The 11,848-nt window shown below is 46.2% G+C and carries 12 protein-coding genes; 10 read left to right on the top strand and 2 right to left on the bottom strand.

Annotated features, from left to right (window positions below; translation table 11 throughout):
- The first annotated feature begins 37 nt into the window (after positions 1-37).
- From KJS69_RS03965 to KJS69_RS04005, 9 genes are all read left to right on the top strand, one after another.
- Positions 38-1,000 carry an ABC transporter permease gene (locus KJS69_RS03965; protein ID WP_213581692.1) on the top strand — a complete coding sequence of 321 codons (963 nt, stop codon included), beginning with the start codon at positions 38-40 and terminating at the stop codon, positions 998-1,000.
- 30 nt (positions 1,001-1,030) lie between these two features.
- A complete protein-coding gene (locus KJS69_RS03970) occupies positions 1,031-1,927 on the top strand; it encodes a carbohydrate ABC transporter permease (protein ID WP_213581694.1) in 897 nt (298 codons plus the stop codon).
- 89 nt (positions 1,928-2,016) lie between these two features.
- Positions 2,017-3,702 (top strand): extracellular solute-binding protein, encoded by a 1,686-nt coding sequence (locus KJS69_RS03975; RefSeq protein ID WP_213581696.1) that lies wholly within the window; start codon positions 2,017-2,019, stop codon positions 3,700-3,702.
- A gap of 164 nt (positions 3,703-3,866) precedes the next feature.
- Positions 3,867-5,447 (top strand): response regulator transcription factor, encoded by a 1,581-nt coding sequence (locus KJS69_RS03980; protein ID WP_213581698.1) that lies wholly within the window; start codon positions 3,867-3,869, stop codon positions 5,445-5,447.
- Positions 5,448-5,460: 13 nt separating this feature from the next.
- Positions 5,461-7,212 carry a sensor histidine kinase gene (locus KJS69_RS03985; RefSeq protein WP_213581700.1) on the top strand — a complete coding sequence of 584 codons (1,752 nt, stop codon included), beginning with the start codon at positions 5,461-5,463 and terminating at the stop codon, positions 7,210-7,212.
- A gap of 91 nt (positions 7,213-7,303) precedes the next feature.
- Positions 7,304-7,879: a hypothetical protein gene (locus tag KJS69_RS03990; RefSeq protein ID WP_213581702.1), complete on the top strand. Its 576-nt coding sequence runs from the start codon at positions 7,304-7,306 to the stop codon at positions 7,877-7,879.
- Positions 7,880-7,896: 17 nt separating this feature from the next.
- Positions 7,897-8,082 carry a hypothetical protein gene (locus tag KJS69_RS03995; protein WP_213581704.1) on the top strand — a complete coding sequence of 62 codons (186 nt, stop codon included), beginning with the start codon at positions 7,897-7,899 and terminating at the stop codon, positions 8,080-8,082.
- A gap of 166 nt (positions 8,083-8,248) precedes the next feature.
- Complete coding sequence (locus KJS69_RS04000) at positions 8,249-9,064, top strand: aminoglycoside 3'-phosphotransferase (protein ID WP_213581706.1); 816 nt, start codon at positions 8,249-8,251, stop codon at positions 9,062-9,064.
- Between the two features lie 13 nt (positions 9,065-9,077).
- Positions 9,078-9,623: a hypothetical protein gene (locus KJS69_RS04005; RefSeq protein ID WP_213581708.1), complete on the top strand. Its 546-nt coding sequence runs from the start codon at positions 9,078-9,080 to the stop codon at positions 9,621-9,623.
- Here the strand turns inward: KJS69_RS04005 and KJS69_RS04010 are convergent.
- Positions 9,604-9,858, bottom strand: coding sequence for a MerR family transcriptional regulator (locus KJS69_RS04010; RefSeq protein ID WP_213581710.1), 255 nt, complete (start codon positions 9,856-9,858; stop codon positions 9,604-9,606). The genes KJS69_RS04005 and KJS69_RS04010 overlap by 20 nt on opposite strands.
- 152 nt (positions 9,859-10,010) lie before the next feature.
- Positions 10,011-11,252: an RNA polymerase sigma factor gene (locus KJS69_RS04015; RefSeq protein ID WP_213581712.1), complete on the bottom strand. Its 1,242-nt coding sequence runs from the start codon at positions 11,250-11,252 to the stop codon at positions 10,011-10,013.
- 202 nt (positions 11,253-11,454) lie between these two features.
- Here KJS69_RS04015 and KJS69_RS04020 point away from each other — a divergent pair, with 202 nt between their 5' ends.
- Positions 11,455-11,829: a hypothetical protein gene (locus KJS69_RS04020; RefSeq protein ID WP_213581714.1), complete on the top strand. Its 375-nt coding sequence runs from the start codon at positions 11,455-11,457 to the stop codon at positions 11,827-11,829.
- Positions 11,830-11,848: the final 19 nt, after the last annotated feature.

The following is an 11,848-nucleotide window of genomic DNA, read 5'->3' on the forward strand; positions in this document are numbered from 1 at the left end:
CCTGCTGCGGCATTATGATAGAAAGGAGGTCTCATTTATGGTGAAAGGATCTGCCGGACTGGAGACGAAATCACGATTGAATCTCGGGCATAAAAGCAGGCTTAGGCGGTTTTTCATGCAGATGGATATTCAGCTCATGGTACTGCCCGCGCTTGTCTTTATCTTTATTTTTTCCTATATCCCCATGTATGGCGTTCTGATCGCCTTTCAGGATTACAAGTTAGGTTCTAACTTATTGAACAATAATTGGGTCGGGCTGAAGCATTTTATCCAATTTTTTAATGCTCCGGAATTTTATATCGTCATGCGAAACACGATTGTGATCAGTTTTCTGAAGTTTTTTTTCGGATTTCCGGCTCCGATTATTTTAGCTTTGATGCTGAATGAAGTCCGCAAGATGGTGTTCAAGCGGGTTGTACAGACCGTAACTTACCTGCCTCACTTTCTGTCCTGGGTCGTCATCGGGTCCATGGTGACCTCCATGCTTTCCGTGGATAATGGCAGTATCAATATGCTGCTGGAGAAATTAAGGCTGATCGATGAACCTATTAATTTCCTGTCTATGACGGAATATTTCTGGACCATTCTCGTCACGACCAATGTGTGGAAGGAGATCGGATTCAATTCGATCGTATTCTTGGCGGCCATTGCCGGAATCGATCCTCACTTATATGAGGCAGCTTCTATCGACGGCGCAAACCGGTTCAAGCAGATCGGTTTAATTACTCTTCCGTGCATCATGCCTGTTGTCATCATCTTTATGATCTTGGCAATCGGGAACCTCCTGAATGCCGGCTTCGAAGATATTCTCATTCTCGCCTCCAACCCGGCTTTGCGAGAAGTATCGGATTCCCTGGAAGTACATGTTGTTCGAGTCGGGATTGATAACTACAGGTACTCCTATGCAACGGCCATCGGTCTGTTCAAAGCCGTAGTCAGCGTAACGCTGCTTACCTTGGCGAACTTCCTGGCCAGAAGGACAGGCAACAGCTTGTGGTAATGATCATTCCACAGATAGGAGGACCTAGCGATGATTCGAGATAGTATGGGAGACCGCGTCTTAACCTCACTTATATATGTCTTTTTGACTGTGCTGGCGTTTTCGACCTTTTATCCGTTCTGGAATTCACTGGTGATATCATTTAACGAAGGGATAGATACTTCGAAGGGCGGAATTACGTTCTGGCCGCGAGAATTCACTTTGGATAACTACAAAATTGTATTTGAAGATTCGCGATTAATGAATGGATTCATTATTGCCGCCTTGCGTACGGTCATAGGCACCGTATCCGCGATACTGGCGACGTCCATATTTGCCTTTGGAATGTCGAAGAAAGAGCTGATTGGCCGTAAATATTATATGATCATGTGTATTATTACGATGTATTTCCACGGCGGACTCATTCCAACCTATATGCTCATCAGAGGGCTCGGCTTGTTCAATTCTTTCTGGGTGTTCATTATTCCTGGACTGATCAGCGTATGGAACATGATTATCTTCCGCACGTTCTTCCACGGACTTCCACAGGGCCTGGAGGAATCCGCCAAGATCGATGGCTGCGGCAATTGGGGAACGTTCTTCCGGATTGTCCTTCCGCTCTCGGGACCTGTAGTGGCAACACTATCGCTGTTCACGGCCGTCGCCCACTGGAATGAATGGTTCGTGGCCAGCATTTATATCACGAATGAGAATTTGCTGCCGATTCAGACGGTCCTGCGGCAAATTCTATTCTCCAATATTGCGTCGGAACAAATGTCTAACATCGATGTCAGTTCGATTGCTCATCTGAACGCCGCCAAAAAAATTACATCGAAGTCGTTAACGATGGCCACGATCATGGTCGCAACCATTCCCATCGTATGCGTATACCCATTCCTTCAGAAGTATTTCGTTAAAGGCGTCTTGATCGGATCCATGAAAGAGTGATGGATGAACACCGCGAGATGAAGCGCCGCATGAGTTTAGAGCCTGAGTGCTTTAAACATAGATTAATAAGTGGAAAGGGGAAGAATCCAGTGAAGAACAAGAGAAATTTTCTTCTCAATGTGCTCTTTGTCTTTATGGTAACCATTCTTTTGCTGGCAGGCTGCAGCAGCGATAACACAAGTGCACCGCCCGCGAATGAACCCGAGAAGCAGGGGGATTCCGGGCCTAAGGCTGAGAGTGAGACTCCAGAGAGCGATCTGTACGAGTTAGGCAAGGAAGAGCTTGAAGTATCGTTCTACGGCAACTATGGCTGGTATCAAATGCCGAAATGGGGCAAAGATCCCGCTTCGAAATGGATTGAGGATAATTTGAAGGTGCACGTCACGGCGATCAGCTCGGGCGGGAACAATGCGCAGAAGCTGCAAACGATGATTGCCGGGGATGAACTGTCTGATATTGTGTGGACAGAGAGGGGAGCGGACGTTGAGCGGCTTCGTGAAGCCGGCATGCTCGTGCCGCTGGACGAGTTCATCGAGAAATATCCTAATTTCAAGAAACATCTGTCCGAGCAGCATCTGGCCATGCTTCGTTCTCCGGACGGCAAGATCTATCAGCTTCCCAACTATTACACCCAGCAGCCTAACGGCAACGCCGGATACGCGATTAATAAAAAAATCTATAAAGAGCTCGGTTCTCCGAAGCTGGAGACCACCGACGACTTATATGAATATTTGAAGGCGGTCAAGGAAAAGTTCCCGGACGTGACTCCTTTTGAGACGGGATTGGCCAAAGAAGGTCACGGGATTGACCAGATTTTCTCTTCCTTCAAGGAAGGCAACTTGTCCTTTACCCGCTTCTTCGGGGTGCCGGACGGCGACAAAATCGTTTCCATCTATAAAGACCCCGGATTCCGCGAATCGGTAGTTTTCGTTGCGAGGCTGATGCGCGAGAAACTGATGACGCTGGACGCCAATACGCAGACGGAGGATCAGGTCAAGGAAAAGGCGATGAATGGCAAGTTTGCCGTCATAGCTACCTTTGACCCGATGAAGATGCTGGCGGCTGCCGATGCGGAGCTGAAGAAGAATGACCCAGAGGATGGATATATGTTTATCCAGCCGATCGTCAAGGACGGCCTGGATCGCAGTAAAATCTATCCGGGTACATACAATCAGTTGGGCTGGAACGTCGCTTTGATTACCAAGAAGGCGAAAAATCCGGAAGCGGTGTTCGCTCTCCTGGACTGGATGACCGGGCCGGAGGGAAGCATGATTCTGAACTGGGGACCTCCCGGACCGGATGGATACTGGAACGGATTTGAGGCGGACGGAGTGACTCCGAAGTTCAATAATGAGAAGTACTTGAGCGATCCCGATACATTGGCGGAAATTAACGGAAAAGCCGGCGATCTGGTATGGGTGGGCAATACGATGTTTCTGGATAATACGAAGAAGCAGATGCTGTCGAACGTGCCGGCCGATCAAATCGACTTTAGCAATCGCTGGCAGATGGAAATTACTTGGGCGACGCAAGGTGACTTTACCGAGTTCTTGAATTGGGAGCCGGCCCCGGATAGTGAAGAGGGCATCATAAGGCAAAGCATCAGAGATATATGGCTGACAGCCAGAGCGAAGTCGATGTATGCCAAAACAGATGAAGAAGCGCTGCAAATTTTGGATAAGGCCCATGACGATTCGATGAAGGTTGGCTATGAGAAGTTTCTTGATCATGTAGCCAAAGTATGGGCCGAGAATAAAAAAGCATTAAAGAAATAAGGCTGTTTGAGGGCCCGCTATACGGCGGGCCTTTGTTTCATTGGCAGATGGGGTGGTAGAGAATCCTCTCCCTGTTCAAAAGGGACGGTAATGATATACTTAGAACAGGAAATTATTGGGTGTCCGTTAACGGCTGACCTCATGTGTTGAAGGGAGCATCACTTATGTATAACGTATTATTAGTAGACGACGAGATGCTTGATCTCGAAGGAATGAAGCAGTTTATTCCATGGGAAGATCTCGGCATGAAAGTGGCAGCAGCGGTAAATAACGCCTTTGAAGCATGCGATATTATAGAGAGACTTCCAATAGATATCCTGGTTAGCGATGTAAATATGCCGAATATGTCGGGGTTGGAACTGGCACGAAGAGCAATAGAGAAAGGGGCAGATATCCGCATTATATTTGTAAGCGGTTTCCAAGAATTTAGTTATGTAAAGCAGGCATTGTCATTAAAGGCTTATAGTTATGTACTGAAGCCGATGGATGATAATGAACTGATCGCAGCGCTTATGAAGGCGAAGCAGGACTTGGAAAATGAACGGAAGCGCCGTGATGTGGAAGAGGCGTACCAGCGAATGATTCCAATGGCCAAGAACGACCTGCTTATAAGATTGCTTGAGGGCGAGTACGACCGTGATTACCTGCAAGAAATGATAACGCTGGTTCGGTCGTACGAATTGGATAAGCTGGAATGGCCTGTTCGCGCCGCCGTTATGGAGCTTGATGAGTTGAGCTGGACGCATGAGGATACCCGTCTGTCCCAGCAGGTGATGTCGAGGAAATTCCTCTATGAGGTGAATAATATTGGACAAAAACATGGTATGCCGCATTGCTGCAAGCAGTCACCCCACCGGATCGTATTGTTGGTTCATGATCGGCGGATGAAAGAGCTGGTGGATGAATTGTATGACGTTGTTCATGCGAATTTTCCCGTTACGATGACGATTGGTGTAGGGGAGCCGGTGTATACGCTTGAACAGCTTCACATCTCTTTTAAGCAGGCTATGGAGGCAGTGGACGGAAAAATGTTCATAGGTAAAGGCAAGCTTATTATGTATGAAGAAGCAAGTCGGGAACCGGAAATGATTGATGCCCGAACATTGGATAATCGCATGGAAGCTTTATTTAACGCCCTGACGGAATACGAGTTGGTCCTTATTTATGACGAGATTGAGAAATTACTCGAATCTGTAAGCATGCTAAGATCCAAATTTACGGTACATAATCTTGCGATGTTTATCATATGGAAGCTGGATCAGCAGTTGAAGGCTAGGGAGGAGAACTTATTTGATATTTTAGGAATGGAGCTTCATAACCTAAATATTTTGCTTCAGTTCGAAACGATTAACGATATTCGCTCTTGGCTTGTCCGAAAGACGTTTGAAATATCGGAGTACCTGCGAAGCAAATCAAGCTCCAAGAATAACAAGCTCATTCGGGAAATGATGCAAATGATGAAAGATAGAATGCACGACAATATTACGCTCAAAGATGTTGCTCAACAGTTTTCTTTTTCTCCCAACTATCTGGGATATATGTTTAAGGAGGAAACAGGCAAATCGTTCAGTGAAGTGCTGATTCAACTGCGCATGGAGCGAGCGCGCGATTTGTTAAAAGAGCCTTCTATGAAAATATATGAAATTGCCAATCAAGTCGGCTATCGCTATCTCCCTTATTTCAGCAGACAATTCAAGGAGGCGTACGGGATGACGCCGATGGAGTATCGCAAACGAGAATTATAATAGGGAGGGTGCTATGAACGAGCAGCGGTCGAAACACCGGTATTTGCCCATCGGCTATAAATTAATGCTTACCTATATGCTGTTCATTCTTATTCCGGTATCTGTTATCGGCTATGTCTCCCATTCCATTTATGACGAATCGATACGGAAGCATATGAAGATGAATGTTCGGGGAACCTTGCTGCAGATCCGCGATAACATTGAATATAAGATGCGGGATATGGTCCGCATTTCTTCTCTTTTATATAGCGATTATGATTTGTACCGGTATTTACGAAGCTATGAGGAGGGGTGGGATAACTATGACCGGATGACCAAAGAAGTGCTGCCCAAAATAGAGGTGGCCACTAAATCCACCGGTATGAAGCTGTGGACTTCGGTGTTTTTCCGCAATGAATCGATTCATGAAATATACAAGAATGTGATTGGAGATGAAAATCCGGAAGACGGCAGTTGGTCGTACGATATCTATCATCTTAACCGCATAGAAGAGAAGGAATGGTATCATCAATTCCCTCACGAGAAATACGGGTTTACGATGAAATGGAGCCAAATTGAGAAAGATGAAGAGCTTCATCGCATTTCTTTGCTCCGTAGGCTTGTAGACACGTACAATCCGCTTCAATTGGAGGAAGCCGGGTTCCTTCGCATTAATGTGACCATTCAGGAATTGTTCGACAGTCTCGATTATTCCAAGATTGGCAGCGGCAGCGTACTTTATATCCAGGATGAATCCGGCCGAATTATGCATCAGTCGGGAGAGCTTCCGGCCGCCTATTCGGACGGCCAAGACGAATTGGACAGGAGCTATTTAATGATTCAAGAGACGGTCGGACAGCCATCGTGGAAGCTGGTTGCCCTTGTCCCTCTCACGATCATCCAGCAGGATGCGCTGAAGGTCCGCCTGTTGATCATCTTTATTTGTTTGATTTGCTTTATTGTCTTCTCTTTTGCAGGAGGGTTTATCTCCCGGTATTTTGCCAAACGGATAAACAAGTTTGTATCGGTGCTTAACGCCTTTCGTGAAGGAGATCTGCATAAGCGTATCTCCTACCGGGGCAAGGATGAGTTCTTCCAAATTGCAACGGCGCTCAACAATATGGGGGAAAATATCGAGACCTTGATCAAGGAAGTGTATTGGAACCAGCTCCAGAAGAAGGAAGCCGAACTGGAAATGCTGCAGGCGCAAATTAATCCGCATTTTCTCTACAACACATTGTCTTCCATCAGCCGTCTCGCCAAGTTCGGACAGAATGACAGGCTGCAGCAAATGGTATTAGGCTTGGCCAAATTCTACCGTTTGTCCCTGAACAGCGGCAAGCTCATGATTCCGGTTCCGAAAGAGCTGGAACAGGCGCAAGCGTATGTGGATATTCAGAAGATCAAGTATGGGGAGCGGCTTCTTGTGCAGTTCGACATAGATATGGAGATATGGCCTTACAGCACCGTAAAATTGATATTGCAGCCGTTTATTGAGAACGTTCTGGAGCATGCCTGGTGCGGAGACCGGATCCATATTCGCATCGTGGCGGCTAGGGAAGGGGATAACCTGCTGTTTCGCGTCATTGATGATGGAGTCGGCATGTCACCGCAGCGAGTGGGAGACATCTTTGACGGTCGGGATCATGTGAACGCAGGCTATGGCATCCGCAATGTCGATCAACGCATCAAGCTGCATTACGGGCCGGAGTATGGCGTAACTATCGACAGCCGGCTGGGAATCGGGACATCCGTTTCGATCCGGATTCCGGCGAGACATGACTGATGGGCACGAATCGGACAGGGGGAAGTATGACGGCTGGGATAACCGCAACATATTAGCGATTAGATACGTTCTATAAGTGAGGTGATATTGGATGGGAAAACCATTTTTGTTACAATTTATTATAATTATGTTTGTGTTGACCAGCTGTGCTTCTTCAACCCTGGATGGAGAAAACGGGGCAGATCTGACGTATGAGCCATTGAACAGGCAAAGGGCCGAGGTAACAGAAGGGGATTTCGTCTATCGTCTTGTTACGGAAAAACCGGAATACCGAGAGGGTGAACCGGTCATTCTGTATGCGGAGCTGGAATATGTAGGCGATAAGGAAGAGGTTACGATTTACCATGCGGCATCGCCATTCTATTTTCCCATGACGGAGAAAACCCGGGGCTACAGCATTGAATACAATATGCCGCAACCGCTTATAAGCACAACACTCAAGCGGGGGGAGCCGATCAGGGAGGATTACTCGAAGAGCGGCGGATACAGCCAGGAGGACGATCCCCAATATATCGCTTTCATCAAAAAGCTGTGGGACAGCGGTTTTCCTGCCGGGTACTATGTAGTTGGCGGCGTGGCCGAATTCTGGATAGAATTGGACAAGGTTGGTCAGGAAAATGAAGAATACCGGATAAAAGCTGAAATTGATTTCAGAGTCGTTGAATGAAGGAAGGTGCCGGGCGAATGACTAATTTCCGCATAGATATGGACGGGAGGAACAGCGGTCCCTGGATGGGCCACTGCCTTTCGGAAATGGGGTGCATTTGGCTGGCGGACACACCGCAGGGTGTGCTGCCTCATGAACGTGAGCATGCCGCCATTGTGAAGCAGACGGTCGAAGCCTACCATGCCTTTACAAAGAGTCTTTAGCGCTTTCAGTTTCATCCGTCGGACTGGCCCTTAGAAAGCTCCCGGGGGGGAATAGGATGCGTTAGTCGGGGCATTGATCCCCGACACGCGTTGCGGCAGTACATGGTGGATGGTCAGACCTATGGGCCTCGGTTTGCACGGAAGAGAGCAAAAGGAGATGAGGAAGATGCCACACCTGCTGCATACGTTTGAAAGCATGCCTATTGATTTACGGCACTATCTATCGGGTGATTCAAGGGTGTCCGTTATCAAGGAGAAGACAAGAGCCTCCGTATATCTTATCGAACAAGAGAATGCGATTTATTTGAAAATAACACCTAAGGGTGAACTACATCATGAGGCTGAGATGACGAGATATTTAAGCGGCTGCGGCGTATGTGCGAAGGTGCTGCTCTATGTTCAAGATGACCAACACGATTATCTGGTTACCGAACAGGTTAAAGGGAAGAATGCCGCAGAAGAGGAATATCTCGAACAGCCGGAACGATTATGCGAAGCTTTTGCCGAAAGCCTCGTCCGATTACATACGATTGGGGCGGAAGATTGCCCCCGAGACAACCGTCTGCAGATCATGGTCGAGCGTGCCATAGGAAACTTCCGGGACGGGAAAGCAGACCGAAGCCTCCTTCGCTATGTGGGCTATGAAAGCAGGGACGAGGCCTACAAGGAGCTGCTTCTGCTCGAAGAGCATGCTGAAAGTGACGACAGGGTTATCATTCATGGCGATTATTGCCTGCCTAATTTGATATTGAATGAATTTGAATTCAGCGGATATGTGGATGTAGGCTACGGGGGGAGCGGAGACCGGCACTATGATCTTTTCTGGGCGCTCTGGTCTTTGCAATTTAATTTGAAAAGCAGCCGATATTCAGAACGCTTTATCGACGCCTACGGCAGAGATAAGGTGGATGAGGATCTGCTTCGTCTATGCGGAATTGTATCGGTCTTTAACGGCTTCCGGGGACAGGACTATTATGATTAATAAGAGGGATCCTATGAAAATTGAAGTCAAGCTGACGAATAAAGAAGAAGCCTATATTATTAAAAATTTGTACCCGCTATATCTACACGATCTATCCGGCCATTATGGACTGGTTCCGGGTCACCTTCCCAATATCCATGGGATTTTTGAAGATAGCAATGACTATGTGACTTTGCAGGATCAATATGATGTTCAAAATATTTGGTGGGATAAACCGGGCACTCTCTATCCGTTTTTAGTTACTGTGGATAACATCCCAGCCGGTTTTGAACTCATTGCAACTCCTCCGCATTGTGCGCAAGGGGTTGACTACTTCGTGAATGATTTTTTTCTGCTGCAGCCATTCAGAGGGAATGGAATTGCGGAATACGCCGCCGGTCAAGTGTTTGAAAAGTTCAAAGGGAGCTGGCAGCTATTTACGAATCCATCCGAAAAAAATATCGCCGGACAAAAGTTTTGGCGTAAGACGGTATCCAACTATACCAAGGGCCAATATGAGGAAAAGGTAGGAACGACTTTTGACGGGTACAAGATGATTTTCAGCTTTCATAACGTCTAAATTCAATCCTTTTGATAAAATTTGGTCGTTTGCGGATACTTCTCAATAAATAATTCATTTGCCACCTGGAGGTTCTTCTTAGAACAGATATTTCCTTCAATAAGGATAAATCCTTATCACTATAATTTCTATATCCGTTTCCTCCAACTTCCGGATGCACAAGTCCTTGCTTTTCATAATACTCGATTGCCTTTTTTGTTAGAGAACATTTCTTACATACTTCGTGGATTAACATTCTTATCACCTCAAACTAATAATAAAGTGATCCCCAAGGTGATAGTCAATATGATTTTTGAAGATTATCTGTCGCGCGGATTCCAAATACCACAACAGACAGATAAAAACACTAGCCCGGCATTCAAACCGGACTAGTGTTTTTGGCAATTATTAAGGGAACAGCTGTTGTTTAAGATAAAGTATCCACCGGTCATGAAATTCCGATTCTGAGCAATGAAAGATTTCCCGGAAGCCGTTCGGATTCCTTATTAATTGATTTAACTCTGGCAAGCCATATTCCTTTGCAATGAATTCTATGAATCTATAGGAAAATTGAAATCCCTTCATCGATTCAAAATCCCAGGAGTCATTATTCAATTCCTCAAAGGAGGGAACGTTTCCCTGTTGAATGGAATCATAAATGGAATTATTAATAAAAGCCGTCGTCATTTGATCCGCCTCGTATCCGCCAATCCCTTGTCTAATCCACTTAGGAACCTTCGGATTGATATCGCTCATTAACCACATGGCAAATAAATGGATGGTAGATTTCAGGATGGATCGATAAGTGTGCTCCGGTCCCGGATTCAAGGGAGAGACGATCTTGAGCTTGTTGCCTTCTATCGTACCCATGAACCAATCCGGAGCATCAGCTTCTCCAACCGCTTGATGGAACGTTGGAAGATCCGGATAGATTTCAATGACGATTTTCCGGGATGGCTTATGGTTGAATTTGGCTGCCATCCGGTCGACATTTGCCTGCAATTCATTGAACAAGTCCTCATAGACCTTGATTTGACGATCCTTATTTTGGTCATCCGGTTCTTGTTTGTTTACGATGGATATCCAGCTTTGAACAGTCATTAGATTAAAACCTCCCCAATCTTTTAATTCATTTCTTAATTTGCTTAGGGACCGATATAAACGATTCTTCACGGCACTTTCGCGCATTTCCACAATTTCGGCAATCTCGGACAGGGTACAGTCGACAAAGAAGCGCAAGGAGAGAATCTGCTGGTCCCGCATACTTAATTTTTTCAACGCCTGACTAACATCTATCCGAATTTCCAAATGGCTTGCAAAGTCAAAGGCAATGAACTGTGAGCCTAAATCTGAAAGATCGTAAGGGGATTCTTTGGATCGGGATTTTGCACGGTACTCGTTTTTTAACGTGTTTTGGGCAATTTTGAAAAGCCAGGTAAATAAGCTGGATTCCTTTCGGAAAGAGGGCAATTTCTCCATAGCCTTCAAAAAAACCTGCTGCGTTAAATCGTCCGCCATTTCGGAATCAACCTTCATATAGAGATATTTACGAATTTTAGAATAAAACTGGTTGTAGATAAGTTCAATCGTTTCTTGCTTCCCCTGATTATCCGGATAAACAGGGGGCCTTCTGTCCTGAGCTCCTGACATGATTAACCTCCTTCGACCTTACACTTAATTAGACACCGCAGAGGAGGAAAAGGCCACAATAAAATAAAAAGTAACCGAGTCTAATATCCAGTCAGTGATCAGCCGGTCAGGGGCAATTGTCCTTCTTGAAGTCTTATTGCCTGCAAAATTCCATATAGATAGGAATAAATAGGGCAGTGTTGAAGGAGGGCGTCAGCGGATAATGAAGCAGAGGGTAACGATTGAGCAGCTTAATCAATTGAGTGCGGTGCAAAAGGGGAAGGTACAACATCAATGGAAGCCGGATAACGGAGATCGGGTTCTGTACCGGTCCAGGGAAGGAGTTATTACGGGCATAGACAGCCTGCAGTCAGGAGGCACCTTTTTTGTAGAGACGATAGACAAGAAATGGCGGGCTCTGTTAGTAGAGAAAAAGGAATGCTTGCCGCTTCTCTCGATCGGGCAGATGGTGGAATTAATGGCTGCTTTACGCGAAGACGGGGGCGTAAGCCTTAACGCTCTATTCCCAAGCATGGGTGAATGGACAGCAGATGAGCTTTCTGACCGGCTTTTTGAAGCTATCCGATCCCATCTTTAGGCGGACATCCTTGATGTCC

It is taken from the genome of Paenibacillus sp. J2TS4 (genome assembly GCF_018403245.1).
Classification (GTDB): domain Bacteria; phylum Bacillota; class Bacilli; order Paenibacillales; family NBRC-103111; genus Paenibacillus_L.

What these genes read in the sequence shown, in the direction of transcription:
- KJS69_RS03965 (WP_213581692.1), top strand. Translation starts at nt 38, where the DNA reads ATGGTGAAAGGATCTGCCGGACTGGAGACGAAATCACGATTGAATCTC.
- KJS69_RS03970 (WP_213581694.1), top strand. Translation starts at nt 1,031, where the DNA reads ATGATTCGAGATAGTATGGGAGACCGCGTCTTAACCTCACTTATATAT.
- KJS69_RS03980 (WP_213581698.1), top strand. Translation starts at nt 3,867, where the DNA reads ATGTATAACGTATTATTAGTAGACGACGAGATGCTTGATCTCGAAGGA.
- KJS69_RS03985 (WP_213581700.1), top strand. Translation starts at nt 5,461, where the DNA reads ATGAACGAGCAGCGGTCGAAACACCGGTATTTGCCCATCGGCTATAAA.
- KJS69_RS03990 (WP_213581702.1), top strand. Translation starts at nt 7,304, where the DNA reads ATGGGAAAACCATTTTTGTTACAATTTATTATAATTATGTTTGTGTTG.
- KJS69_RS03995 (WP_213581704.1), top strand. Translation starts at nt 7,897, where the DNA reads ATGACTAATTTCCGCATAGATATGGACGGGAGGAACAGCGGTCCCTGG.
- KJS69_RS04000 (WP_213581706.1), top strand. Translation starts at nt 8,249, where the DNA reads ATGCCACACCTGCTGCATACGTTTGAAAGCATGCCTATTGATTTACGG.
- KJS69_RS04005 (WP_213581708.1), top strand. Translation starts at nt 9,078, where the DNA reads ATGAAAATTGAAGTCAAGCTGACGAATAAAGAAGAAGCCTATATTATT.
- KJS69_RS04010 (WP_213581710.1), bottom strand. Translation starts at nt 9,858, where the DNA reads ATGTTAATCCACGAAGTATGTAAGAAATGTTCTCTAACAAAAAAGGCA.
- KJS69_RS04015 (WP_213581712.1), bottom strand. Translation starts at nt 11,252, where the DNA reads ATGTCAGGAGCTCAGGACAGAAGGCCCCCTGTTTATCCGGATAATCAG.
- KJS69_RS04020 (WP_213581714.1), top strand. Translation starts at nt 11,455, where the DNA reads ATGAAGCAGAGGGTAACGATTGAGCAGCTTAATCAATTGAGTGCGGTG.